Source organism: Streptomyces sp. R35 (genome assembly GCF_041053035.1).
In the GTDB taxonomy this organism is placed as follows: Bacteria; Actinomycetota; Actinomycetes; order Streptomycetales; family Streptomycetaceae; genus Streptomyces; species Streptomyces lutosisoli.
Genome location: NZ_CP163440.1, coordinates 9677564 through 9702611 on the forward strand (window position 1 = coordinate 9677564; position 25048 = coordinate 9702611).

Below are 25048 nucleotides of genomic sequence, written 5' to 3' on the forward strand. Positions count from 1 at the left end.
CATCCTCTCCGAGCCGCAAGGACACAGCCCGTTGAAACTCACCACCCTCCGCACCGACGCGGGCCTTCGGCTCGGCGTCGCGGACGGCGACGCCGTCCGCGTACTCCCGACGCCCGAAACCCTGCTCCAGGTGATCCGGGGAGGCCAGGAGGCCCTGGACGACGTGGCCCGCCGAGCCCGCGGCGCCGAGGCCCTGCCCCTGGCGGAAGCGCAGTTCGCCCCGCTTCTGGAGCCGCCTACCATTCGTGACTACCTGACCTTCGAGAACCACATCGCCGTCCTGATGTCGAAGGACGCAGCCGACGGCGCCATCCCCGAAGGCTGGTACGCGGAACCCGGCTTCTACTTCTCCAACCCCGTGGCAGTCGTCGCACCGTACGATCCTGTCCCGGTGCCCCCGGGCTCGCAGCGGTTCGACTACGAACTGGAGATCGCCGCGGTCGTCGGTCGTGCCGGATCTGATCTGACGCCCGCGCAGGCCCGTGAGCACATCGTCGGCTTCACCGTCATGAACGACTGGTCCGCACGCGATCTCCAGCGCCGCGAGCTGACCCTGCCGCTGGGCCCGTCGAAGTCCAAGGACGCAGCCACCACCCTCGGTCCGTGGCTGGTCACCGCCGACGAGTTCGCCGACGTGTGGGACGACGAGGGAACCCTCTCGCTCACCACCGAGGTACGGCTGAACGGTGGCCGCACCGGCGGCGACACGACCGCGAACATGTCGTGGACCTTCCCCGAGCTCCTCGCCTACGCCTCGCGCGGCACTGTCGTCCGGCCCGGCGACGTGCTCGGCTCCGGCACCTGCGGCACCGGCTGCCTGGCCGAGCTGTGGGTGTCCAGCCCCGACACTGCACCCGGGCCGCTCACGCCGGGCGACACCGTCCGCATCGCCATCGAACGCATCGGACACATCGAGAACCGCATCGTCCCGGGTGCGGCGCCCGTCTCTCTGCCGCCTGCCCGCAGCCGTCGTACCAGTCGTATCAGGAGCACGTCATGAGCCAGGTTTCCCGAGTCCTCATCCAGGGTGCCGGCATCGGCGGACTCGTCGCCGCCACCGCCCTGGCCCAGCGGGGCGTCCATGTCGACGTCGTGGAGCACCGCGCGTCCGGCTCCGTCCTCGGCGTCGGTCTCAACCAGCCCGGCAACGCCCTGCGTGTCATGCAGGAGATCGGTCTCCTCGACGACTGCCTGGAGGCCGGCTACCAGTACCGCGATCTACGGATGGTCGCCCCCGACAGCGGCGTCATCGTGGACATGCCGCCGCCGGCCCACCCCGGGGTGCCGCCGAACAACGGCATCCAGCGCCGCGAACTGTGCCGGATCCTGTTGGGCGCCGCGCGGGACGCCGGTGCCCACCTCCACCACGGCGTCACCATCTCCTCCATCCGGGAGGACGCGGACGGCGTGGACGCGGCCTTCGCGGTCACGGCCGACGGTGCCGCCCTGCCTGCCCCCGGCCGGTATGACCTGCTGCTCGGGTTCGACGGCATCCGCTCGCAGGTGCGCCGCCATCTGTTCGGTGACCGCTACCCCGCCGAGTACACCGGCTTCGCGTGCTGGCGCATCAGTCTGCCCCGGCCCGAGCAGCTCGACCGGGTCGTCTACGCGGTCTCCGGCCAGATCAAGGCCACCCTCATCCCGCTGAGCGACGACGACTGCTACGTGGCCCTGGTCGTTCCGCAGGAGCACCTCCGGGCGCGGTACAGCGCCGAGGAGATCGCGGACCGGATCCGGGCGCTACTCGGCGAGTTCACCGGCTGGCTCGGCGGACTGGCCGGCTTGGTGTCCGAGGAGTCGGCATCGGCCGCGTACAGCCCCATCGAACAGGTGACGGTCCGCGAGCCGTGGTTCCAGGGGCGGATCGCGGTGGCCGGTGACGCCGCGCACGCGAGCAGTCCGCACATGGCTCAGGGCGCTGCGATGGCAGCGGAGGACGCCGTCGTCCTCGCCCAGTGCCTGGACTCGGCGGAACCCCTGGACAAGGCGCTGCAGACCTGGTGGGAACGGCGCATGCGGCGGGCGGGCTTCGTCCAGGAGTATTCGGCCGCACTGCTGCGCAGCGAGTCGGGCGTGCCGACACCGGAGGACGAGAAGCTGCTCAAGCTGCCGATCCCGGCGGCTCAGGCGAGACTCGCCGAGCCCTACTGACACGGGCCCCATGAAGACCGGCGCCCGGCTCGCGAGCCTCGACCTCAACCTGCTGCTCGTGCTCGACGCGCTCCTCAGCGAGCGCAACGTCACCCGGGCCGGGCTCCGGCTGAGCCTGACCCAGCCCACGGTCAGCGCGGCCCTCGGCAAGCTTCGCCGGCACTTCGGCGACGAACTGCTGGTCCGGGTCGGCAACCGCTATGAACTCACGCCGCTCGCCAACCGGTTGAGCGACGATGTCGCGGCCGCCGTGGCGGCCGTCGGGCGAGTGTTCGGCGCCGAGGCGGAGTTCGACCCGGCCACCTCGGACCGAGAGTTCATGCTCATCCTCTCCGACTACGCCACCGCCGTGCTCGGCGAGGCGATCTCCACCGCCCTCGCCGAGCGGGCACCCGGTGTACGGCTGTGCTTCCGACCACCCGTGGTGGAGGCAGCCGTCCGTCAGGTCACCGAGACGCTGAGCACGGTCGACGGGATGGTTCTGCCGGGCGATCTGCTCGAGGACCTGCCCCATCTCGACCTGTTCGACGACACCTGGGTCTGTGTGGTGGCGCGCGACAATCCGGCGGTCGGTGACGTGCTCACCCTCCCGCAGCTGACGGAGCTGCCGTGGGTCCTCTGCTATCCCCACCCGACCGCAGGACCCTCCGCTCTCGGTCAATTCGGGAGGCTCGGCATCGAGCCGCGGGTCCAGGTCGTCGTCGGCAGCTATTTCGGGTTGGCACCCATGGTGGCGGGCAGTAGCCGTGTCGCCCTCCTGCAGAGCCGCATCTCCACCCGGATTTCCCGCCTGCTCGATCTGCGGGTGCTGCCGTGCCCCTTCGACCCGGTGCCACTCAAGGAAACCCTGTGGTGGCACCCCCGATACCGCGATGATCCCGCACACCGGTGGCTACGGGGCCTTCTGGCGGACGCGGCGAGCACGCTGCCGCCCATTGCTTTCTGATCCACGCCCCACGCAATTCCTGTCAATAGGCCTGCACATAGGTGCTGTCGATAGGCACCTGAAAGAGAAACGATTTCCGCCCGTCGCAGGGTGTTGCTGCACTTCTCTCACCAGTTTGGTTAACACCCGTCATCATCACTTCATCGGGAGCGGACATGTCCGAGTCGGCCCTTGTAGGAATCGGCAGCGAAAAGCCCGCCGCATCCAATGGCACACGTACCGCGGGATTCCCGCAGGCTCTGATCCTTCTGCTGGCCAGTTGTCTGGGCGTGCTCGGCGCGGTCCTGCTGACGCCGGTTCTGCCCAAGATGGAGGACGCGTTCGCCGGCACGGCCGGTGCCGGGATCCTGGTGCCGGTCGTCGTCACCGTCCCCGGCCTCATGATCGGCCTGCTCTCGCTCGTGGCCGGCTCGGTGGTGGACCGCGTCGGCCGGAAACGGCTGCTGGTGTGGGCGCTCGCCGCCTACGCCGTGGTCGGCACCGCACCGCTCTGGCTGGACTCCCTGCCGCTGATCGTGGTGAGCCGAGCGCTGGTCGGCGTGTGCGAGGCGGCCATCATGACCTGCTGCACGACGCTGATCGCCGACTACTTCGACGGCGCCAGACGCGACAAATACCTCGGTCTGCAGGTGGTGTTCACGAACGTCGCGTCGATCGTGTTCTTCGGGCTCGGCGGCGCGCTGGGAGACTCGGGCTGGCGCACCCCGTTCTGGCTGTACGCCATGAGCCTCCTGCTCGTCGTCCTCGCGGCCGTGTTCATCTGGCAGCCCCGCGCTGCGAACGATCGCCCCGCCGTGCTGGCCCCCGTGCCGTGGCGAACCTTGCGGATGCCGTCCGTCGTCACGCTCATCGGCGGAATGGTCTTCTACACCCCGATCGTGGAGCTGTCGTACGTCCTCGACGACATCGGCGTCGAGTCCACGGCCACGATCGGGCAGGTCAGCGCCGGCACCGGCGTCGCCACGGCCATCGGTGGATTCCTCTTCGGCAGGGTCTCCCGCTCGGGCCCCCGCACCCTGCTCCCGATCGGCTTCACCCTGGCCGGCGTCGGACTCGTCGTCATGGCCCTGGGTTCCGGTATCGCCATGGTCACCGTCGGCGCCGTGGTCGCCTGCGGCGGCACCGGACTGCTCCTGCCGACCATGCTCACCTGGGCCATCAACTCCCTGGACTATGCGGAGCGTGGACGCGGTACGGGCCTGTGGACCGCTGCCTTCAACATCGGCAACTTTTTCTGCCCGCTCGCCGTGCTCGGCCTTTCGGCCCTGCTGGGCGGTCTGTCGGGCGCGATCGTCGCCGTGGGCGTGGTGTCACTCGCCACGGCAGGCACCGTGCGCGCCCTCCTGGGACGCCCCGGCACCCGCCCCGCCCCCGCTCTCACCGCCGAACCGAACGATTGAGATCCACCATGACCGCACATCTCGAAGTGGCTGACGGCGTCGCCGCCGTCCGACTCGACCGCCCACCCATGAACGCCCTGGACATCGCCCTCCAGGACCGGCTGGGCGAACTCGCCGCCGAGTGCACCCGTCGGGACGACATACGGGCGGTGGTCCTGTGGGGCGGCGACAAGGTGTTCGCGGCCGGCGCGGACATCAAGGAAATGCAGCACATGACCCACGCGGACATGGTGCTCCGAGTCCGTGACCTGCACGCCGCCTACACCGCCGTGGCCCGCATCCCCAAGCCGGTCGTCGCGGCCGTCACCGGCTACGCGCTGGGCGGCGGCTGCGAGTTGGCTCTGTGCGCCGATTACCGTATCGCTGCCGACAACGCGAAGCTCGGCCAGCCGGAGATCCTGCTCGGCCTCATCCCCGGCGCGGGTGGCACCCAGCGCCTGGCCCGTCTGATCGGCCCTTCCAAGGCCAAGGACCTCATCTTCACCGGCAGGCACGTGCGGGCCGGTGAGGCGCTCGTCCTCGGTCTGGTGGACCGTGTGGTACCGGCCGACGAGGTATACGAAGAGGCGCACGCGTGGGCGGCGCGGCTTGCGAGCGGTCCCGCCCTGGCGTTGAGGGCGGCGAAGGAAGCGGTGGACGGCGGGCTGGAGACGGACATCGACACCGGCCTCGCCCTCGAACGCAACTGGTTCGCTGGGCTGTTCGCGACGGCGGACCGCGAGACCGGCATGCGCAGCTTCGTCGAGGAAGGGCCGGGCAAGGCCCAGTTCCGCTGAGGCGATTCACCCAGATGGCTCATCGGCGGCCTGTGGTGAGGTCGCTCGTGCTGTCCGGTTGCGAGGGCCTTACGTACATGAATGCTGACATACTTGACTGAAGCGCCCGTGGAGAGCCCGCCGACGGCTCTCAACCGCAGACAGACCAACATCGCCTTCGTCGCGATCATGCTGGGCATGCTGCTGGCGGCCCTGGACCCTGGAGCGCGCGGCGGCCCCGCACGGCGTCGACGCGGCGGTCGACTGCGTGGGAACGGACGAGGCCGTGGACACCTCGCTCGGTCTACTGGGCGGGGACGGCGCCAGGTTCGCCACCATCGCGGCGATCGCCCGGGCCCAGAAGGATGGACTTCGGGCTCTCATCGGCGTGCTGCCTGAGAGCATGGCCTACCGAAACGTCGTTCGGCAGGAAGTCATCGACATGGCAGCCGACGGCACACTGGTGGTTCCGGTGGCCGCGACGTACTCCTTGGCCGACGCGCAGGCTGCCATCGCCCGGCTGGCCACCGGGCACCCCGGCGGCAAGCTCGCTCTCATCCCCTGACCATCACCTCGCGTCAGCACCACACGGACACGCGTTCCGCAGGTCGCACCACCCAACAGGCAGGCAGCCGGGTCACGCGGTGAGAGCCGCCCTCCGTGGTCAGACTCATTCACGTCCGCGCAGCCTGAGGGCGAGTTCGATGTCGTTGGTCGCGTGGGGACCGGAGATCCGGCTCACCGGCCGGGTGGGAGCGAGGCGTTCGTGGGCCTGGGCGACTGAGGAGGCGACATGGTCGGGCCGCCGGCCAGGACGACAGTGGCGGTCTCGGTGACGGCCGCCGCGCACGGGTGAACACGCGGTCCACCCCGCCAAGTTCCTGAGGCGGTGTCCAGCCGGTCCTGGGAGGCGCGTGACGTCCGAGTCCGCCAGGGCGCGCGCACGATCATCACGCCGCTGACAGCGAACGGTGGCGAGATCTTCAGGAGCGACAGGCGGACATCCTGGCTAAATCCGGCTACCGGGGAGCCGGTTGCTGCACGCCCCCGGCACCCAGGAGCCGGTACACGCACGATGGGCGGCCACGGAGTCGCTCGTCGCCGTTCTGCGGTGATGTTGGGACGCGAGAGTTCAGCCCGCGGGTACGAGGCAACGTGGGCAGGCGGGCAGTCGGCAGTGGGATCGTCAGGGCTGCGGGGATGCTGCGGCGTCCGGAGCGGCCGTCTCTTCGACGGCCGGTTCCCGGCGGCCGCCGGCTACAGCATCAATGATCCGCAGCTCGTCCGGGCTCAGAGAGAGCCGGGCCGAGGAGGCCGAATCCACCGCCGTCTCAGGGCGTCCGGCGCCGCTGATCGGCAGGAGTGTGTCGGACCGGTGCAGCAGACAGGCGAGAAGCAACTGCTGGGGCGAGACACTTCGATGTGCCGCGAGATCCAGGAGGCGCGGCGAAGCATCGCTTGCGGTCCACCCTCGCAGCGGTGAGTAGGCCAGAAACGGAATGCCCTGGCGTTCGCATTCACGAAGGAGCGTGTCGTCGCCTCCGCCGAGCGCGGAATACGGGTTTTCCACGGCGTCGACCGATGTGACGGTGCGTGCGAGAGCCAGGAGGGCAGGGTCGACGTTGGAGATGCCGATGGCTCGGATCTTCCCCTCCGAGCGCATCTCGCTGAGAGCACCGACGCTCTCGGTGAACGGTACGTCGGGATCCGGCCAGTGCAGAAAGTACAGATCGACCGTCTCACGCTTCAGCGCCCGAAGGCTGCTTTCGAGGTCCGCTCTCAGCGCGGCGGGCCGGGCGTCGTTCTTCCATTCCGCCGGTCCTGCCCTGAAGTGGCCGCCCTTGGTTGCGACCATCACGGTGCTTCCGTCCTGGCGGGCGGTCAGTACGTCGCCGATGAGACGCTCGTTGTGCGCTTCCTCGTCGACGGTCGTGTAGGCGCGAGCAGTGTCGATGAGGTTCACTCCGCTGTCGATCGCAGCGTTGATCGTGGATACGGCCGCTGTTCGGCTCAGGTCTGGTCGAAGGGACAGCGCCGCTCCTCCGAGAGCGATCGGCCAGACGCGGTGTCCGGCTATTTCTCGTATCGCAGGTTCGCCATGACCGTCCGATTGTTCTGCTTGGTTCACTACGCGCACCCTTTCCTGGTCATCGCGTCGGCGTCCGGTGGGGAAGACGGAGCCGTTTTCGTGTCCTCATGGTTCCTCGGGTGTGCGTGCGGAGTGCGAGGGTGCCTGCCCCGCAAAGGACACCGGTTGTTCAGGCCCTGCCGGGGCTCGGGCGGAAGGTCTCGGAGTCGGCCAGGCGTCTGGCCGCTCGGGGGTCGTGGGCGGGCAGGACGACGACGTCGTGCTGCCGGGCGAATTCCTTGATCTTGCGGAGGGATTCGATGGCCTGGCGCGGACTGTTGTTGACGCCGTCTGTGAGTTCGGCGTCGAGGAGATCCTGGTCGTAAGTGGAGTCGCCGCCCAGGAGATACGTTGCCTGATCACCGAAGACGATCAGGCAGACGTGCGATCGCACCGGCCGATGTGCGCCGTGGCCGGCTCCATGTCGGCACACAACCGCGGCGCCTCAGCAGCGGACGGCATCCTCGGGCAGGTCTTCCTGTGCTGTCAGTGGCAGCTCGAGAGAGGTGAGCATGTCCCGATAGCGTTCCGCCAGCTGCGAGGGATGTCTTCTGCTGTACGCCACGAGCTCCCGGTAGAACCCGGAGCCGATTCTCCGTGCGTGCCTGGCCCACCCGAGAGGCACCGCGTTCTGCGGTGCCACCGTCATTCCGAGGCCCTCGACCGCGAACAGGAGAGCCGCCGCCACCTGGCCCGTACGCGCTACGGCGCGTGGCGTGAACCCCAGATGCGCCGCCACCCAGTCCACCACCTCGCTCATGCCCTGCTCCGGTTCGTAGAGCACCCAGTCGGTCCCCGCCAGTTCGGCGGGCTCGGCAACCTCTTCCGCCTCGTGCCCGACTGGACCGACGACCACCATCTCCTCGTAGCCGAGTGAGACCACGGGCCCCTCCCATGAGGACGGCCGCGGCCCGACGGCGATGTCACCCTGGCCGCTCCGTACGGCGTCCTCCAGGGCGCGGCGGTGCGAGAAGTCGTGCAGGCGCAGGACGGTGGAGGGGAACAGGGCGTGCCAACGTGCGGCGGACGACGGCAGGATGCCCGATGCCACGGATCTCACCGTCAGCACGTGGACGTCACCCTTGCGGCCCTCGACAACCTGGCGAACGGAGTCCTGGGCGTCGCGCACGGCCTGGACAGCGCGTTGGGCCTGCGGCAGGAAGACCCGGCCGGCGGGGGTCAACGTGATGCCGTGACGGCCGCGTTCGAGTAGATCCGCCCCGAGCTCCTTCTCGAGAGCGCGGATCTGCTGGGACAGCGAGGGCTGTGTGACATACAGCCGGACAGCGGCTGCGCTGAAGGAGCCGGCCTCGCAGATGCCGATGAAGTACTCCAGCTGACGCAGCTGCATGCGATCGAGCTCTCCTGCCTCATCAGGGCGTCGGCCTGCGCTTCGGTACTACCGGCTTGGGGCTGGTCCGGGCTCGTCAGGCCACGAGAGTGACCCTACTGTCCCTGCGTGTCAGCCGCGTCAGCAGGTAGTCGACCTCGGCGCGGGCCGTGGCGGAGAGCCTGGCCCCGGGCCTGCGCTGCGCGTCCGACGTCAGCAGCCCTCGCCGCATCATGACGTACTTGCGCACGGCCAGACCGGTGCCCGGTTGCTGCTCGTACCGCAACAGGGGCAAGTGGGCGTCGAAGACGTCATGGGCGGCGTCACGGTGACCGGCCGCCGTGTGACGGACCACGTCCACCAGCAGTTCCGGAACGCAGTACCCGGTCATGGCGCCGTCGGCTCCACGTTCCGTCTCGAAGTCGAGGAAGAGGCCGCCGTTTCCGCACAGGATCGACAGACGCGGCATGTCACCGGCCGCCTCCATCTGCCGCAGGCTGCTGATCTTCTCCAGGCCCGGCCAGTCCTCGTGCTTGAGCATCACGCACCCGGGGAGGGTGCGCGCGATGCGGGCGATGACGGACGGGGACATCTCCACGGAGAACGACAGCGGGTAGTCCTGGATCACGAAGGGCACATCCTCGCCGATGGCTGCGGCGGCTCCCTCGTAGTACGCCACGATCCGGTCGTCGGTGCGCAGTGTGTTGGGCGGTGCGATCATGACGCCGGACGCGCCGGCGGACATGACCTCCGTGGACAGTGCCCGCAAGGCGGCATAGCCGGGCGCCGACACTCCCACGACGATCGGCACGTCGGTCCGCTTGAGCACATGCCTGACGATGCCCACGCTCTCGTCGTGGGACAGCTTGGGGGCCTCGCCCAGCTGACCGAGCAGTGTCAGTCCCGTGACACCGGCACGTGAATAGAACTCCGTGAGCCGGCTGAGCGAGTCGAAATCGACGGCCCCGTCATCGTCGAACGGAGTCGGGGCGATAGCGAAAACACCTTCGGTCGTGCGCGTCAGCAGTGCCATGCCGCAACCTTCTTCGTGTCAGCTCTTCACGTTCAGATGCCCGCAATGAGGCCGCCGTCGACCCGGACGACAGAGCCGGTGATATAGGCGGCCTGTACGCTCGCCAGGAAGGCGACCGTGGACGCGTACTCGCGCGGCTCGCCGTAGCGGCCCACGGGGATCGACCCGACACTCTCCGCGGATGCCTGCTCCGGGGTCTTTCCCTCCCGTTCGGCTCTCGACCGGTCCAGAAACCGCACTCGCTCCGTCCGGATCCGACCGGGAACCACCACGTTGCAGGTGACTCCGTCGCCCGCGACCTCCCGTGCCAATGTCTTCGACCAGCCGAGGAGAGCGGTGCGCAGCGTGTTCGAGAGACCCAGATTGGGGATGGGGGATACCACGCCGGAGCTGGTGCTGGTGATGATCCGGCCCCAGCCGCGACTCCTCATCGACGGCGCCACCTTGTCGGTGATCGCCATCACCGACAGCACCATGGACTGGAAGTAGCTCAACCAGACCTCGTGGTCCTGACCCAGCACGGGGGAGGGGGGAGGTCCGCCGGTGTTGTTGACGAGAATGTCGACCGGGCCCAGAGAATCCTCAACGAGTGCGACATGCGCGTCGATCGCGCCCAGGTCGCTGAGATCCCATTCCACTGCCAAGGCTTTTCCGCCGACATTCCGTACCGCCTCTGCACGCTTTTGTGCGGTCTGCGGATCGATATCGGCAATGGCCATGTCGGCACCCTCTTCTGCCAGCGTCTGTGCGACAGCGCCGCCGATACCTCCGCCTCCCCCCAGCACAAGCGCAGTTTTCCCGGCAATTCCCAGATCCATGGTTCCGCTCCTCAAAGGCACCTTGCCCCACCGGTAATACGGTGAGTCGCCATATCCCGACGACTGTGGCACGCGGAGCAAGCCGTCACCAATAGGAATTCACCTCGTGCCCTATAGGTAACCCCTATGCGACACCGGTAGGCAGGCGGCATGAATATGGCAAGGATGGTGGCGAGTCGTGAACGTCCCGTTCACCCAGGTTGACGCGTGGCGTCATGGCCCGCAGTTGGAGACGCGATATGTCCTTGCCGGAGACCATGCAGGCGGCAGTGCTGGGCGGGCCCGGCGTCATCAGGACGGCAACGCTGCCCGTGCCCGACGTGGGCCCGGAAGACGTCCTGGTGCAGGTCCGGAGAGCATCCTTGTGCGGCACGGACCTCAAGGTCCGCAGCCGTCACTTCTTCCCCGACGGCGGGCCGGCCCCCGACGTGTTCGTCCCAGGCCACGAGTACGCGGGAGTCGTCGCGGCTGTCGGGGATACCGTCGACGAGTTCCGCGTCGGCGACCGGGTCGTGACCGAAGCGCACCGCGGCTGCATGCGCTGTGCCAACTGCCTGGCCGGGGGCTATACCGACTGCCTCAACTACGGTCACCGGGACAAGGGCCACCGTGTGCAGGGGATGACCGTGAACGGGGGATTCGCCGAGTACGCGGTCAATCATGTCTCCACCCTTCATCGGCTTCCGGACTCGGTCGACTTCGAGGCCGCTGTCGTTCTCACGACCGTGGGCACGGTCATGCACGCCTTCGACATACTCGACTCCCTGTTGGTCGGCGCGAGCGTCGCGGTGATCGGACCGGGCCCGATCGGACTGCTCGCCACCCAGGTCGCCCGCGAACTCGGCGCTCGGACGGTGGCCCTGATCGGCACACGTGACGCCCGCCTGGAGATCGGCAAGTCATTCGGCGCGGACCTCGTGCTCAATTCCCGGCACGAGGACGCCGTTGCCGCGGTCCGGGAAGCGACGCAGGGTACGGGCGCCGACATCGTTCTGGAATGCTCGGGCGCTCCCAGCGCGGTGGACGACGCCCTCCGTATGGCAAAGCGGGCCGGCAAGGTCGTGCTCGTGGGCTTCTTCGAGGAGCCGGTGCGCGCCGACCTCAACCACGCCGTGATGAACGGCATCTCGATCGAGACGGTCCGCGGGGAGGGCACCGGCTCGCTGGCCCGGGCGGTCTCCCTCGCGGCCCGCGGACGTCTGCGTACCGCTGAACTGATCACGCATCACTTCCCTCTGCAGGATGTCGGCGAAGCCTTCGACACGTACGCCGAGCGCCGGGGCAACGCCATCAAAGTCATGCTGGACGTGTCCGAGGACGGGGGAGTGCGCCGGTGAAGAACGACGGCCGCAACGCCCGGCCGACTGCCTCCGCACCTGGACGCGAACAGGTGGCAGCGGCCATGGCGACAGCCGCCGCCACCTGGCTGGGCACGTTGAGCCAGGAACAGCTGCTCCTCGCCCAGTACGACTCGCCGCTCGTCGCCGAAGCCGAGGCGGAGAGGCTGCGGTGGTACTACACGCCGACCAATCACGGCGGACTGGCCATCCGGGAGCAGAGCGCCTACCAGCAGAGCCTGGTCATGCAGTTGGTGGCGAGCGGGTTGTCCCAGGCCGGATACGCCACGGTCGCCACGGTGATGGGTCTGGAGAACGTCCTGGACCAGGTGGAAGGGTGGCGGATCGACTGGGGCCGGGAGCGCGGGCGCGATCCCGGCCTGTACTGGCTGAGGATTTTCGGCCGACCCGGTGCCCCGGTCTGGGCCTGGAGGTTCGGGGGCCACCACATCTCACTGAACAACCTGATCGTGGCGGACCAACTGGTCTCGACGACACCGAGTTTCATCGGCGCCGACCCCGCGAAGAGCGCGCTGTTGGGCGGATCCCTGGACCCACTGGGTGGGATCGAGGACCAGGCACGGCAACTGGCGCGAACGCTGAGCGCACCACAACTCCGGCAGGCGCTGCTCCACCCGTCAGCCGTGTCCGACATCGTCTCCGGCAACAGACCGCGAGTCCGCCAGGGCGACACCATGATGCACATGCAGGACCTGTGGCGGGGGAGTTTCACGGACCCGGCTCTGGCTCGCCTCGTGGACGACATCGACCGTCGGGCCGAGGCGGGCAGTGGATACACCGAGGACGACCACGCGCGCGTAGCGATCACAGTCCCTCCTCGAGGCATCAGCGCACGCGACCTGGACGAAGAGCAACGCCACGGTCTCCGACGGCTGCTCGCCCTGTACACCGGCCGGGCGCCGCAGGACCTTGCCAAGGAACACGGAGCCCACTACGCCTCCGACAGCGTCCTCGACGAGGTCCACTTCAGCTGGGCGGGCAGCCTGGACCCCGGCGAACCGCACTACTACCGGCTCCACGGCCCCAGCGTCCTCATCGAGTACGACAACACCCAACGGCGCGCCAACCACGCCCACTCGGTGTGGCGCGATCCGGTCTCCGACTTCGGTCTGGACGTCCTCGCGGAACACCGAGCACGGGCGGCCCACTGACGGACCGCGCGATCGGGCCCTCTGTCCGAAGTTCGCGACGGGGTCCGTCAGCGAGGTCGGCGGTCATGCCTGCGCAGCCGGCTTGTGGTGTCTGACCAGGCCCTTGCGGTCGTAGGAGCGGGTGCCGAGGAAGTCGACGAGGAGGCCGAGAACGAGGGCGGCGACTGAGGCGATCACGGCGCACGACCACCGCGACAGCGGTGATCGCCAGCACACTGAGCATCCACAGCGTCCATGGATGCTCCAAGGGCATCCCAGCCCAGGAGGCCACCCCCAGATAGACCGTGCTGACGACCACCGCGAGCCCGGCCATGAGGGCCCACTTCATCGCGAGGGTGGCCACGCGGCTGTATCCCGAGCTGGCCTCCTGCAGGTAGACCGGCCCCCTCTCCGTCGGGATGAAACCGAGGTGAGCGTCGATGAAGTTGCTGGCGATCAGCGAACCGGTGAAGCCGGCCAAAACGAGGAGAAGGGCGTAATACATCGCCGACATACCGTTGCCCGTGCCGTCCGGAACGCTCTGGAAGGGCGCGACCTGGACGTCCATGGGTGCGGACAGGACGAGGCGCGCGGTTCCCGGCAGGCTTCGATCGCGAGACGCGCCGGTGGCCTTGGACGAAGTCACGGCCGTGATGAGTTGCTCGCCCACCGTCTGGTTGGCCTGTATCAGTGCCCGGTCGGCGAACGAGGTGACGATGGACGCGCTGGAAGCGCTCGCGAGCTGGTTGGTGTAGACGGTGATCTGGGGCCGTTCGACGGCGCCGACGGACGCCGCCTCCGCGGTGAGCGTCGTCAGCTTCTTGCTGAGGTCGACGGGCAGGACGATGGCGCCGTAGATCTTCGCCTTACCCATTTCGCCCTTCGCCTCGGCGAGGCTGAGCATGCGCAGGTCGAACTTGTCGCCGCCGGCGTTCTTGCGCAGATTCTCGACTATCTGTCAGCCGACGTCGATGTGCTGACCGGATGAGGTGGTGCCCCCGGTGTCGGCGTTGACGATCGCGATCGGGAAGTCGTCGATGTCGTCGGACGAGTTGACCATCCCTCCCAGGTACATCGCGGCCAGCACCCCCATGACGATGGTGACGAGTATCGAGGGGGTGAGCCACATGCGGGGGCCCAGCCTGCTTCTTGTGGAGTCTGTGTCCTGCGTCATCGCCTCTTGCCTCTCCGGCGAACATTATGGTTACGTAGTATCCGTAATGATGGGTTGATCTCATGACGTCAATGTGAGGGCAGTTGAGCGAGGGGCGAGGACGTGCGGCGTCGGTGCCTGATGCCCTTGCGAGAAGGCATCCGTCGTGCCGCTGTCGAAAACGGATACGATAAGGCCGAAAATCCTGTTCTGGATACGTGCCGACAGTAGATCTGGCTGAGAGGGTGACCGCGTCATGGCTTCGGAGGCCCAGCCGGTTCCGGGAAGTCCCGCTTGGTGGGCGAGCCGGACACCCACCCCTGCGTACCGGCGTGGGCGCCCCCCGATGGACGTCGGCCGGATCGTCGACACGGCCCTGAAGCTCATCGATGAAGTCGGGATCCAGGCGCTGACCCTGCGGATGCTCGCCGATGCCCTGGACTCGGGTACGGCGACGCTCTACCGGCATTTCAACGGCAAGGACGAACTCCTCGCTCTTGTCGCGGACAGAATCCTGGGCGAAGTCCACGTCCCGTCCGAGGAGTTGGACGGCCTGTCCTGGCGGGAAGCCGTGACCGTCGTGGCGAAGGCTCTCTACGGCACCCTGTGCCGGCATCCCCACGCGCTGTCTTTGCTGGCGGCCCAGGTTCCCGTCGGTCCCAACGGTCTCCGAGGCCGGGAACGGCTCATCACACTGTTCCTGAGCCATGGGTTCCCAGTCGGCCTGGCCGCGCGGGCCTTCACGGCCATCGGCCACTACGTGATCGGCTTCGCCATCCAGCAGCACGGCCCCGGGACACCACGCCCCGAGGATCAGCTGCAGCTGCGGGACTATTACAACTCGCTTGATCCGACGGCTTATCCGGCCACAATGGCGGCGGCCGAGGAGTTGACCTCCGTACCGCTGCACGAGGAGTTCCGGTTCGGCTTGGATCTGCTTCTCGACGGGCTGGAAAAGGCCAGTCTCAACTCGTCGCAGGATCCTGAAGAAGGCCCAGGAGCAGCCGGATAGCCGCTCTCGGGCGCCGAACATGGTGTTGCGGAAACGGCCGGTCATCGACGGGGCATTGCGGTCGAACGGTTTGTCGGCGGCGTGGTGCATGCCCGGTTCGACGTGTAGCTCGCACGCGTCGCCCCCACCGGCAGGCGGCGGGCGTATGCGACGGCTTAGGCATGGAAGAGGTCGATGTCGCCCACACCGATCCAGGCAGGCGAAGCCCCGGTACAGCCCCTTCGGCCGCGCGCCTCGGCATGCAGCACGGTGCGGTCGTCGAGCATCGGACGGAGCAGCAGTCGCAAGCGGACCGGGACAGTGGTGGCGTACGCGCGTTGGACCACCGTGGTGACTGGCCCCCCGCCGGCGACATGGGCGGGATCAACTCCGAGGCTGGTGGCGTTGTCGTTCACCCGCGCAGCGCGCGGTAGCAGTCATCGGGAGCCGCAGGGCAGGGGTTCCGAACCCTTCGCGCCGGCGATCAGGGCGTCGAGCCGTGAGACGCCGCCGCCCCCATGACTCGACCGCGAAGTCGCGCCACGAGGCCGGGGTGCAGGAAGCCGGTCTCCATGGACGGTCCTGAGCGGCTTCTGCTCGGGCAAAGCTCAGATTCACGTCGGCGAGCCCTGCCGTGGCGCCCGGCTCCTCAGCGCCAGCCGATCCAGTCGGCCACGGCGCGGCCCATGACCAGCTCCAGGTCGCGCCCCTTCAGCCAGGGCAGCTCCTCGGTGAACATCGTCACCGCCTCGCGCCATGAGCAGTGGAGGCGAGTGATGTCCGTGCCCCAGAACATCCGCTCGGCGCCGTACGCGTCGAAGACCTGCCGCAGTACGTCATGGGTGCCGGCGAACGGGTACGGGTCCGTCGCCATGCTCGGTACGCCCGTCGCCTTGACCGCGATATTGGGGTGGCGCGCGAGGGCGAGCAGGGCGTCGAGGTGTGCGGCCGCATCGGGCAGCTTCTCGAACGGGTTGCACGCGAGGTGGTCGATCATCAGGCGCATCTGCGGATACCGCGCGGCGATGTCCCCGACGGCGGGCAGGTACGGGGGCATCACCATGAGCCCCATGGGGATGCCGCGCCGGTCGGCGGCCGCCCACAGCCAGTCGAGCCCGCCCGACGCAAGGCTTTCAGCCATCTCCGGCGCCGCCAGCATGAACCGCAGGCCCAACATGCCGGGTTTGTCCAGCCATGCATCGACGAGGGACTCGTCCGCGGCCTCGTCGAGGGGGAACCAGCCGAGGGTCGCGAACCGCTCAGGATGTTGTTTCGCCGCCTCGACCGCGTAGTCGTTCGCGTCGGCATCCCAGATCGCCGGGCAGTTGACGGCCCGGTCCACGCCGGCCTCGTCCATGTCACGCAGGGCGGTGTCGACGGTGTACGGCGCGCGCCAGTGGTGGGGCGGCGCGCTCTCGCCGGCCCAGAGGTGGATCTGTGCGTCGATGATCTGCACGGGTTTTCCTCTCAGTTCGCGATCGCGGGGCTCGGCCGGCCGCACAGACGCGCCCTCATCCAGTCGGCGACGAATGCGTCGCGGTCGTGCTTGTGGTTGTAGACGCAGTGGTTGCCGTCGGAGAAGACCACCATCTGCGTGTCGTCCGTGGGGGCGCCTTTCAGGAGGATCTCCGCGAGGTCGTTCGAGACCATGGGGTCCTTGCCGCCCTGCACGACCAGCAGCGGATAGCCGGCGTTGGGTCCGTCGGAGAGCGGGGTGATGGTCTTCCACACGTCCATCGCCCGGTCCGGGTCCTCTGTTCCGCAGGCGGCCACCATCTTCGAGAAGAAGGTCCCCATGGTTGGCGGCACGAGCCACGGGGCGTGGATGCCGCCGTTGTCGACACATGCCCGGATCCGGGTGTCCTGCGACGCGACGGCCATGGCGACGCTGCCGCCCATGCTGTTGCCGATGAAGCCGATCGGGCGGCCCGGCGAGCGCTCGGCGAGGAAGTCGAGGGCTCGCCGGTAAGCGTCACGCCAGTGATCCGTGAGGTAGTGCTCGTGCGTAAGCCGCGTTTCGCCCTGCCCCGGCCCGTCGAGCATCAGTGTGTCGACGTCACGCGTCGCGAGTGCCTCGCCGATGCTGTCGAAATCCATGGCCCAGCCCTCGACGCCCCCGATGACGATGGCCGAGGCGACCGCGGTGTCGTACGCGGGGATCAGCCACCCCGTCAAGGGACCGCGGTCGGTTTTGATCGTGACGCGCTCGCGGTCGGCGCTCAGTACGGCGGCCTGTGCGTAGAGCTCCGCGGCCCGCGCGAAGATCTGCCGGCGTTCGGCGGTGTCGGACAGCATCATCATCTGGCTCATGCGGAGCAGGGCGGACGCACGCCGCAGGTACCCGATCCGGGTGGGCCTCCCGGCGACCTCCGTGGCGCCCTCGACGCGACGCACGCACACCTCCGCGAGCTCCGTGGCGGCCGAGCGCCAGTCCTGCCCCTCGACCACGCGGGCACGCACCTCGATGGCGTCCGCGTAGTCGACGCCGTAGCCGGTCATGCGCTCCAGCGAGAACTGGCGCAGCGCGGCCTGCGATTCGACCGAGAGCTTCGACGTGGCTTCCTCCGTCTCCGTGCGGCTGCCGACGAAGTCGAGGGTCACGACCGGTGCCGGGCGGTCCTCGGCGACCTCCTGCTGTGCTGACATTCCTGAAGCTCCTCCTGTTCGGTCTGACGTATGGCGGTACGCCCAGCGGCTGTCCGGCGAGCTGCAGCAGTGTGAGGTGCGCTTGTAACAGCCGTCGTAGGGGAAGGTGCAGCGCTGGAAAGCGGCCTGTCCGGGATGACCAACAGCCGCATTTTCGATTACAACGTAGCCGTAATGAAACGCCGACGCAACGGACACCGGGTGCAAAGTCCGGTGCGGTTCAGGGCACCAAGACGATCCGGTCGGACATGCCGGCGGTCGCGGTCCAGACGTGCTCGACCTCCGCAAGGGGTACAGCGCGCGCCCTGACGTCGAAAACGCCCTGGGTGACGGCGGATACCAGCTTGGGGAGCTCCTTGACGAAGTCGCGACCGGGGACTGAGCCGATGCCGGAACCGACGATCTGCAGTCGCGTCGAGCGCAGCGCCGCGGAGGGGATCGGTGCCGTCGGGCCGGCGACCGAGCCGATCTCGATCCAGGTCAGCGGTGCACTGCGGTCGGCGCGAGCGGTGAGCATGTCGACCATGGCTCGGGCCGTGGGCTCTCCCCACACGTAGTCGATGACGACGTCGACGTCGGCCGCCAGGGCGAGTTCGTCGAAGGTGCAGGTTTCGTCGGCGCCGAGAGCCCGCAGTTCGGCCAGGCGAGCCGTGTCGCGTCCGGCTGCGATCACCTGCGCGGCCCCGAACCGTTTCGCGACCTGGATCGCCATCCGGCCGGCGTTTCCGGTCGCGCCCAGAACGAGGACGCGTTGCCGACGCCCGAAGTCGATGCGTCGGCGCAGCGCGACCCACGAGGACATCACGGGGTTCATCGCCGCCGCGATCTGGACCGGATCGATTCCATCCGGGAGGACGACGCTGCGCCGGATGTCGATCACGGTGCGCTCGGCCATGGTGCCGAGGACGGTGTCGTCCAGGACGGTGTACCGGATACGGCCCTTCGGGTCGCGTACGACGCCGTCGATGCCGGGGACGAACGGGAGCTCGTCGGTGCTGGTGTAGTGCGAGCCGGACGCCTGGGAGCGAACACGCGGGTGGAGGCCGGCCGCGAGGACCTCGACGACGACCTCGTCGGTATCACGGGCGACGGGATCGGGATGATCACGGTACTGCGGGGGAGTATCGAACGATGTGACGACCGCTGCGTACACGACAACAACCTCCAGTAGTCAGAGCCTCGGCTCGCCGAGGAAGGAGCGGCGGCCCCTGCGTCCGGTTCCGTTCTCCGAATGGCCGGCGGGGTGGGTCCACCGAGGATGTACGGGGGCTGACCGGATGCCCCGCAGGGAACCGAGGGAAGAATCAGATGGACCATCTCAACGGCGGCGCCTGGTCCTTCGAGCGCCGACGGTTGCCGGATCGACATCCTGCGGCCCGGACCCGCTCTCGCTGATTTCAGCGACGCGCACTGCTTGATGACTGCTCGCGGTCCGGATGTGCCCCGGGGCGGGTGGCCCACCGGGCGGCCAGCGCGGAGAGCACGAAGACCACTGCCCAGCTGTACTTGGCGCCGCTCAGGGTGACGAAGGCGAACGGGATCGACAGCAGAAAGGCGACCGTCGGGAACGTGAGGAACAGCTGGAAACGCCGCATCATCTCGGGCGCGGCGTGCGGCCGCAACAGGCCGCGGGCCCGACAGTGGCGGAGCGAGTTGATCAGGGCCAGCCCGGTGCCTCCGACGACGGCGGCGTACAGGACGGCGCTGAGCTGGTAGGGGCTGTCCTCGATGAGGACCTTCGTCGCGAAGGGAACAAGGATGATCCCCAGCAGCCAGACGAAGTTCAGCCACAACAGCCGAGGGCTGAACCCGCCGACGCGGCCGAAGAGCCACTTGTGCGCCACCCAGTACGCGGCGATGACCGCGAAGCTCAGCAGGAACATCGCGTAGTCCGGGAGGTGCTCCCGGAACGCCCGCCACACCTCGGCATCGCTTGACCCGTGAGGCACCGGCAGCTCCAGCGCCAGGAGGGTCAGGGCGATCGCGACGACCGCGTCACTGAAGAAGACCAGCCGCTCGTTGTCGACTTCGGCAGGGCCGTCGGTGGTCTCGCTCGCCTGGGTCATGTCCGATTCCTGGTGTCGTCGAGTGGGTTTGGGCGGACTGCGCGTCGAGCAACGCTCGCGGCGCCGGGACCGCTGTCACCTCGGAGTGAACGCCTCGGCCGCGGTGGCGAAGGAGGCCGCCCAGTCGCTCGTGATGATGCCGCCGATGTATCCGTCGGGCCGGATCAGAATCAACGCGTCGCCGTCGACGCCGTAGACACTGGCCAGTTGGCCGGTGGCGTCGGTGATGTAGCCGCTGTCGATTCCGCGCCCGCCGCGGACGGCGTAGCGGCGCAGTTCGGCACCCTCGGCCGGCCATGTCAGTTGGGGCAGGGCCTCGGTGGCGTTGGGGCCGAATGCCAAGACGGTGAAATGCGGTCCTTGGAAGACCTCGAACAGGCGGCTGGTGCCGGGCGCGGTGCACGGCGCGTCCGGTGCCCGGTCGCCCACACGCAGGGTCTTGGTGGCGGGAGCGTCGGCGGGGGCAAGCGGGCCGCCGCGGTAGGAGAGGGAGAGCTGACGCTCTTCGTCGCCGCGCTTCAGGCCGGAGACGCGGTGCTTGCTCAGGCTCTGGTAGAGCTCGCTGGACTTGCCGAGGACGCCTGCGGCGATCGGGAGCCGTTCGGCCTCGTAGCTGTCGAGCAGGCTGTCCGGCGCGCCGGCGATCGCCTGGCCGAGCTTCCAGCCCAGGTTGTAGGCGTCCTGCACACCGGTGTTGAGGCCCTGCGCGCCGGCCGGGGTGTGCACGTGGGCGGCGTCGCCCGCCAGGAAGACCCGGCCTTGGCGGTAGTGCTCGACGAGCCGGACGTTGGGCCGGAACGCAGAGACCCAGGTGATGTCGCCGAGCTTGAGGCCGGTGAGCGCGTGGAACTGGTCGGCCAGGACGGCGTGGTCGAGGTTCGGTGTGTCGCCCGGCTTCAGCCGGATCATCACCTGGAACTGGTCGGAGTGCGGCAGCGGGCATGCCCCTGCGGATGCCTTGGGCCACATGTGCCACCGGTCGCGGGACAGTCCGTCGATCGTGCAGTCGATGATGAGGGTCTTGTCGGAGTCGTCGGTCTCCCCGACGAAGCCGAGACCGGTGGCCACGCGGACGGCGCTCGCGCCGCCGTCGGCGCCGACGAGGTACTTGCTGCGCACCCGCTCGCCGGTGGAGAGGGTCGACGTGACGCCGTCGGTGTCCTGTTCGAAGCCTTCCAGGGCGACCCCGTACTCGATGTGCAGTCCGAGGCGTTCGAGCAGCCGGTGCAGGATGGCGTCGGTGCGGTGCTGCGGGAGCAGCAGGATGTTCGGGTAGGGGACGTCCGGGGTCGGCTTGCTCCGCTGCTGCATCTTCCAGGGCGCGGTGACAGGCCCGAGGTGGATTCCCGCGAGCGGGTAGGGCCCGCCCTCCGCGTGCGCCTCCTGAAGCACGCCGAAATCCTCCAGGACTTCCTGGGTGCGGGGCTGGATCCCCTTGGCGCGGGAGCCCTCGAAGGCGTGCGGCGCCTTGTTGACCACACGGACGCGAAGACCGCGCCGGACCAGGTCGGCCGCGAGGGTGGAGCCGGTCGGGCCGCCCCCGGCGACGAGGACGTCGATGTCGTGGAGTTCTGTCATGGTGATCGACCTCAATTGCTTGTCTCGGACAGGGCGGCGATCGGCCGCGCTGTGCTGTGGGGGCGTTCGAACTGGACCATGTGTCCGCGCTCGGCGGCGGGGTGACACTCGACTGGATGGAGTAGTTCCCGGATGGCGTCGGGGGTTCTGTTCTCCCTCTCGCCTCCCGCATTATGGCTACGATGTAGCCAATCTCTTTCGGATACACCGTAGCCGTTTATGGGGGAGGAGGCAAGCTGTGAGACCTGGCCTGTCACGCGGCCGGTTCGTCGTTCCCGGGGCCTTGCGGGATGCGTAAGGGCGGGTGTCTGCCGGGCCCCGTCGAGCCTTGAGGCTCTTCACGTGCGGCCAGCTCCAGGCCATCGAGGAGTAGGCCCAGGCCGAACCAGAATTCCTCGTGCAGTGGCACGGAGGTCAGCTCGTCGGCGCTTGCCGTCGTCGCCGGATAGACGGCCGGGTCGAGTGAGCGGTAGTAGTCCCGCAGCTGGGCTTGGTCCTCGGGGCTTGGTGTTCCGAGATCGTGCTGTCGGATGGCGAAGCCGATCACGTAGTGGCCGATGGCGGTGAACGCGCGGGCGGCCAGGGGGACCGAGAATCCGTGCCGCAGGAGCAGCCTTCCGAGCCATTCTCTGGCGCGCAGGCCGTTGGGGCCGACGGGGACCTGGGCAGCGAGCAAAGGGAGCGCGTGGGGGTGCCGACGAAGGGTGTCGTGAAAGGCGTTTGCGGCGACAGCCACAGCTTCCCGCCAGGGCAGGCCTTCCAGTTCCTCGGGTGCGACGCGCACTTCGCCCAGGATTCTCTCTGCTACGAGAGCGAGTAGCTCGTCCTTGCTGTTGAAACGACGGTAGAGCGTCGCCGTGCCGGATCCGAGGGTCTCGGCGAGGGCGCGGAGGGTCAGTGCCTGGATCCCCGCATCGTCGATGAGTTGCAGGGCCGTGTCGACGATCCGGCCGACGTCAGTCTGTGGACGGCCGTGTGGACGTGTCAGGGCGGGTGCCCGGCCCGCCCACCAGGCGGGACTGCCCGCAGTGGGCTGAGCCTGCGAAGTCATGCAGCCGTCCCCCTCGAATGACGGGTCTCTGGACTCGTGTGCTCGGGAGGCTCAACTTCGGGGCCGACCGGCGGCCAGGATCGGGCCGTCGCGCGCACCTGACTGTCCGTGGCCCAAGGCGCGATGGCCTCCGCGATGCTCATGAACGAGTTGGCAGCCGGCTTTGGAGGCCGTCGAGGATCGCTCCGAGACCGAAGGCCAGATTTCGATGCACGTCCTGGCCGGTCGGCGCGAGGGGCTCGCCGTCCTTGCACACGGCGCGCCGTGTCAACGCGGCGTCGGGCGCCGAGTCGAGAGCGGTGCCGAGCACGAAGGTGAGCACGGTCCTCGTGGCCTGCTCCGCTTCGCTTCCGGTGAACCCAGCGGCTTCGTACACGGAGAGCAGATGGTCGTCGTGGTGGGTTCTGGCGGGGCCCCACGGGGAGCGGAGGGGCATGGTCCGTACGAGCCAAGGGTGCCGCAGGAGCATCGCGTACAGATCGTTCGCCATGGTCGTGGCTGCCGTCCGCCACCCAATGCCTTCAGGGTCAGGCAGCGGCATGTCTCTCCAGACCGCGTCGGTGGCCAGGAGCAGGATTTCCTCCTTGCCCTCGACGTGCCAGTAGACCGCTGCCCCGGTCGTGCCGAGACGGCTGCCGAGTCGCCGCATGCTCAGGCCGTCGGCTCCCTCACTGTCCAGCAGCGCGATGGCGGCCTGGACGATCTGCTCCCGGCTCAGCGCGTTGCGTGGCATGCGAGTCTCCCTCTCAGGGCGACGGGGCACCGTGGTCACCTGGGGGCGAGATAGCGAGACGGTTCTGGCAGAGAGTGCGCAGCGGCGCCGGTGGGGTCGTGCCCGGCATCGGCACGGCGAAGGCGAACGTCACCGCAACGCGGCGGCCCCAACGCCCTGCGGCCCTGGATACGTATTTCGTGAAGAAGTACGTGCCATTCGCGTCAGGACGCCGGGATGGCAGGCGCACCGAGTGTGCGCAGAAGCCGCTCGCCGGATTCCAGCAGCTTGCCCATGACTTCTTGGAGATCTGCACCGAGCATGGAGTGAGCGCGCTTGCGCCAGCGACCGGCGATCATCACGGCCTCGATGTTGGCAATGTCGGCGTGCAACGCCGCAGCGATCGGGTCGTGGGCGGGCCAGAGGTTCAACGCGCGGGTGTCGATGACGACGAGGTCGGCCTGCATACCCGGCTGGATCCTGCCGACCTGGTCGGCCAGCCCCAGCGCTTTGGCCCCTTCGACCGTCGCCCATGACAACGCCTGCTTACCGGTGACCGATGCATTCTCAGAAGCCGCGCCGGTCGATAGCCGATGATGCTCGTGGTCGAGGGCACGTTGATGGGCCAGAGCGATACGCGCTGCGGTGAGGAGGTGTCCGGGTGCGACGCTGTCGACATCGGTGCCGAGTGAGGGGGCCACGCCGAGCCGCAGCAGCGGCCCGGTGAGAGGCGTGCCGTGGCCTTGACCGAGTTCGTTCTCGGGGGTGATGGAGAAGGTGACATCGGCCTCGACCAGCGACTTGAGCCACTCGTCGGGGAGGCCCGCACCGTGCACGACATTGGTGCGGGACCCGAGCAGGCCGGCGGCGCGCACGGCGTCCCATGCGGCCGTTGGCTCGCCGCCGCTTTGATGCATGGACACGACGATCCCGCGCTCATTGGCGGCACTGAAATCGGCCACCGCGACGTCGGGAGTCGAGTATTGGGGTCCTTGGGTGGCCATCCCGAGTGTGAGCAGGGGGTGCCTGCGGACGGGGCCGTCCAGCAGTCTGTCGATCTCGGGCAACGGGTGGGCGACATCGGGCGCCCGATAGGGCGTGCCATGCAGGAAGACGGCGCGTATCCCGGATTCCAGCAGTCCTTCTATTGCGGCATCGGCATGCTGGGGCGTCCGGTTGTTGTGACACCAGTCGCCGACCGTGGTGGTACCGCAGTTGATCTGGTTCAGCGCGCCGGCGAGATTGCCGATGAGCATGTCGTCGGGACTGTAGTGCCCGGCGAGCCCACCGTGCAGGTGAGTGAGATATTCGAGCAGGGTCCAGTCGGCGCCCACGCACCGCAGCCCGGTCTGCCAGGTGTGCAGGTGTGCGTTGACCAGGCCTGGCATGACGATACGCCCGGAGAAGTCGATGCTGTCGGCGTCGGGGGCGTCAAGGCCGCAGCCCATGTCGGCGATGCGGTCGTTGTCGACGAGTATGTCGATGTGCTCGGCATCGGGGTGGCCGGGCGCCAGGGTGATCACCCGTGCCCCACGCAGCAGTGTGCGGCTCATGCAACTGCCTCCCCATGCGAGGAGGGGCGACTCATCGCGGACATCTTGAAGCTCCTTGCCAGTGGCGTCGTTGCCTGATCGGCGGCTCGTGTCAGGGTGCCGCTTCCTTACGTGAAGCCGTGCGGCTGAAACGGGAGGTGGGCAGACCGGGAGGCCGTAACGGGTACAGTGTTGCCATTATTCAGGGCTCGCGTCAATGCCGCGGCTGAGCTGCGGAGGGCTGTGACGAACGGTGTCGTGGCGCAGCGG

Annotated in this window: 24 protein-coding genes and 1 pseudogene; 9 read left to right on the plus strand and 16 right to left on the minus strand. The window is 68.4% G+C overall.

Annotation, left to right across the window (positions count from 1 at the left end; all coding sequences use genetic code 11):
- Positions 1-31 precede the first annotated feature (31 nt).
- The 6 genes from AB5J50_RS43445 to AB5J50_RS43470 all read left to right on the plus strand — a co-directional run bounded on the left by AB5J50_RS43445 (position 32) and on the right by AB5J50_RS43470 (position 5817).
- The gene (locus AB5J50_RS43445) at positions 32-1000 is read left to right on the plus strand and encodes a fumarylacetoacetate hydrolase family protein (protein ID WP_369264089.1); all 969 of its coding nucleotides are present in this window, start codon (positions 32-34) and stop codon (positions 998-1000) included.
- Positions 997-2151 (plus strand): FAD-dependent monooxygenase, encoded by a 1155-nt coding sequence (locus AB5J50_RS43450; protein ID WP_369264090.1) that lies wholly within the window; start codon positions 997-999, stop codon positions 2149-2151. Before AB5J50_RS43445 ends, AB5J50_RS43450 begins: the two co-directional genes overlap by 4 nt.
- A 10-nt stretch (positions 2152-2161) precedes the next feature.
- Positions 2162-3097, plus strand: a complete 936-nt coding sequence (locus AB5J50_RS43455; protein WP_369264091.1) for a LysR family transcriptional regulator — start codon at positions 2162-2164, stop codon at positions 3095-3097.
- Between the two features lie 155 nt (positions 3098-3252).
- A complete protein-coding gene (locus tag AB5J50_RS43460) occupies positions 3253-4497 on the plus strand; it encodes an MFS transporter (RefSeq protein WP_369264092.1) in 1245 nt (414 codons plus the stop codon).
- Between the two features lie 8 nt (positions 4498-4505).
- On the plus strand, positions 4506-5273 hold the full coding sequence (locus tag AB5J50_RS43465; protein ID WP_369264093.1) for an enoyl-CoA hydratase/isomerase family protein: 768 nt from the start codon (positions 4506-4508) through the stop codon (positions 5271-5273).
- Between the two features lie 199 nt (positions 5274-5472).
- Positions 5473-5817 carry a zinc-binding dehydrogenase gene (locus tag AB5J50_RS43470; RefSeq protein ID WP_369265672.1) on the plus strand — a complete coding sequence of 115 codons (345 nt, stop codon included), beginning with the start codon at positions 5473-5475 and terminating at the stop codon, positions 5815-5817.
- Between the two features lie 621 nt (positions 5818-6438).
- Here AB5J50_RS43470 and AB5J50_RS43475 read toward each other — a convergent pair.
- The 5 genes from AB5J50_RS43475 to AB5J50_RS43495 all read right to left on the minus strand — a co-directional run bounded on the left by AB5J50_RS43475 (position 6439) and on the right by AB5J50_RS43495 (position 10561).
- Entirely contained in the window at positions 6439-7389 is a 951-nt protein-coding gene (locus AB5J50_RS43475) for an aldo/keto reductase (protein WP_369264094.1), read from the minus strand.
- 121 nt (positions 7390-7510) lie between these two features.
- Entirely contained in the window at positions 7511-7774 is a 264-nt protein-coding gene (locus AB5J50_RS43480; RefSeq protein WP_369264095.1) for a hypothetical protein, read from the minus strand.
- Positions 7775-7825: 51 nt separating this feature from the next.
- Complete coding sequence (locus AB5J50_RS43485; protein WP_369264096.1) at positions 7826-8731, minus strand: LysR family transcriptional regulator; 906 nt, start codon at positions 8729-8731, stop codon at positions 7826-7828.
- Between the two features lie 76 nt (positions 8732-8807).
- Positions 8808-9743 carry a dihydrodipicolinate synthase family protein gene (locus AB5J50_RS43490; protein WP_369264097.1) on the minus strand — a complete coding sequence of 312 codons (936 nt, stop codon included), beginning with the start codon at positions 9741-9743 and terminating at the stop codon, positions 8808-8810.
- 32 nt (positions 9744-9775) lie between these two features.
- Positions 9776-10561, minus strand: coding sequence for an SDR family oxidoreductase (locus tag AB5J50_RS43495; protein WP_369264098.1), 786 nt, complete (start codon positions 10559-10561; stop codon positions 9776-9778).
- Positions 10562-10800: 239 nt separating this feature from the next.
- Here AB5J50_RS43495 and AB5J50_RS43500 point away from each other — a divergent pair, with 239 nt between their 5' ends.
- Both AB5J50_RS43500 and AB5J50_RS43505 read left to right on the plus strand, forming a co-directional pair.
- Positions 10801-11898: a zinc-binding dehydrogenase gene (locus AB5J50_RS43500; RefSeq protein WP_369264099.1), complete on the plus strand. Its 1098-nt coding sequence runs from the start codon at positions 10801-10803 to the stop codon at positions 11896-11898.
- Between the two features lie 53 nt (positions 11899-11951).
- Complete coding sequence (locus AB5J50_RS43505) at positions 11952-13070, plus strand: DUF3500 domain-containing protein (protein ID WP_369265673.1); 1119 nt, start codon at positions 11952-11954, stop codon at positions 13068-13070.
- Between the two features lie 250 nt (positions 13071-13320).
- Here AB5J50_RS43505 and AB5J50_RS43510 read toward each other — a convergent pair.
- Positions 13321-13953 (minus strand): annotated as a pseudogene (locus AB5J50_RS43510) (hypothetical protein); the annotation flags it as partial.
- A gap of 54 nt (positions 13954-14007) precedes the next feature.
- On the minus strand, positions 14008-14223 hold the full coding sequence (locus AB5J50_RS43515) for a hypothetical protein (protein ID WP_369264100.1): 216 nt from the start codon (positions 14221-14223) through the stop codon (positions 14008-14010).
- A 325-nt stretch (positions 14224-14548) separates the two neighbouring features.
- On the opposite strand from AB5J50_RS43515, the gene AB5J50_RS43520 reads away from it, so the two are divergent.
- Positions 14549-15214, plus strand: a complete 666-nt coding sequence (locus AB5J50_RS43520; RefSeq protein ID WP_369264101.1) for a TetR/AcrR family transcriptional regulator — start codon at positions 14549-14551, stop codon at positions 15212-15214.
- 155 nt (positions 15215-15369) lie between these two features.
- Here the strand turns inward: AB5J50_RS43520 and AB5J50_RS43525 are convergent, their stop codons facing one another.
- From AB5J50_RS43525 to AB5J50_RS43565, 9 genes are all read right to left on the minus strand, one after another.
- A complete protein-coding gene (locus tag AB5J50_RS43525) occupies positions 15370-15609 on the minus strand; it encodes a hypothetical protein (RefSeq protein WP_369264102.1) in 240 nt (79 codons plus the stop codon).
- A 233-nt stretch (positions 15610-15842) separates the two neighbouring features.
- A complete protein-coding gene (locus AB5J50_RS43530; RefSeq protein WP_369264103.1) occupies positions 15843-16649 on the minus strand; it encodes an amidohydrolase in 807 nt (268 codons plus the stop codon).
- Positions 16650-16660: 11 nt separating this feature from the next.
- On the minus strand, positions 16661-17839 hold the full coding sequence (locus AB5J50_RS43535; protein WP_369264104.1) for an alpha/beta hydrolase: 1179 nt from the start codon (positions 17837-17839) through the stop codon (positions 16661-16663).
- A 220-nt stretch (positions 17840-18059) separates the two neighbouring features.
- Positions 18060-18992, minus strand: coding sequence for a zinc-binding alcohol dehydrogenase family protein (locus AB5J50_RS43540; RefSeq protein ID WP_369264105.1), 933 nt, complete (start codon positions 18990-18992; stop codon positions 18060-18062).
- A gap of 244 nt (positions 18993-19236) precedes the next feature.
- The gene (locus tag AB5J50_RS43545; protein WP_369264106.1) at positions 19237-19905 is read right to left on the minus strand and encodes a TMEM175 family protein; all 669 of its coding nucleotides are present in this window, start codon (positions 19903-19905) and stop codon (positions 19237-19239) included.
- 75 nt (positions 19906-19980) lie between these two features.
- A complete protein-coding gene (locus tag AB5J50_RS43550) occupies positions 19981-21483 on the minus strand; it encodes an FAD-dependent monooxygenase (protein ID WP_369264107.1) in 1503 nt (500 codons plus the stop codon).
- A gap of 253 nt (positions 21484-21736) precedes the next feature.
- Positions 21737-22534 (minus strand): TetR/AcrR family transcriptional regulator, encoded by a 798-nt coding sequence (locus AB5J50_RS43555; RefSeq protein ID WP_369264108.1) that lies wholly within the window; start codon positions 22532-22534, stop codon positions 21737-21739.
- Between the two features lie 139 nt (positions 22535-22673).
- Positions 22674-23267, minus strand: coding sequence for a TetR/AcrR family transcriptional regulator (locus AB5J50_RS43560; protein ID WP_369264109.1), 594 nt, complete (start codon positions 23265-23267; stop codon positions 22674-22676).
- A gap of 203 nt (positions 23268-23470) precedes the next feature.
- Complete coding sequence (locus AB5J50_RS43565; RefSeq protein ID WP_369264110.1) at positions 23471-24799, minus strand: amidohydrolase family protein; 1329 nt, start codon at positions 24797-24799, stop codon at positions 23471-23473.
- Between the last annotated feature and the right edge of the window lie 249 nt (positions 24800-25048).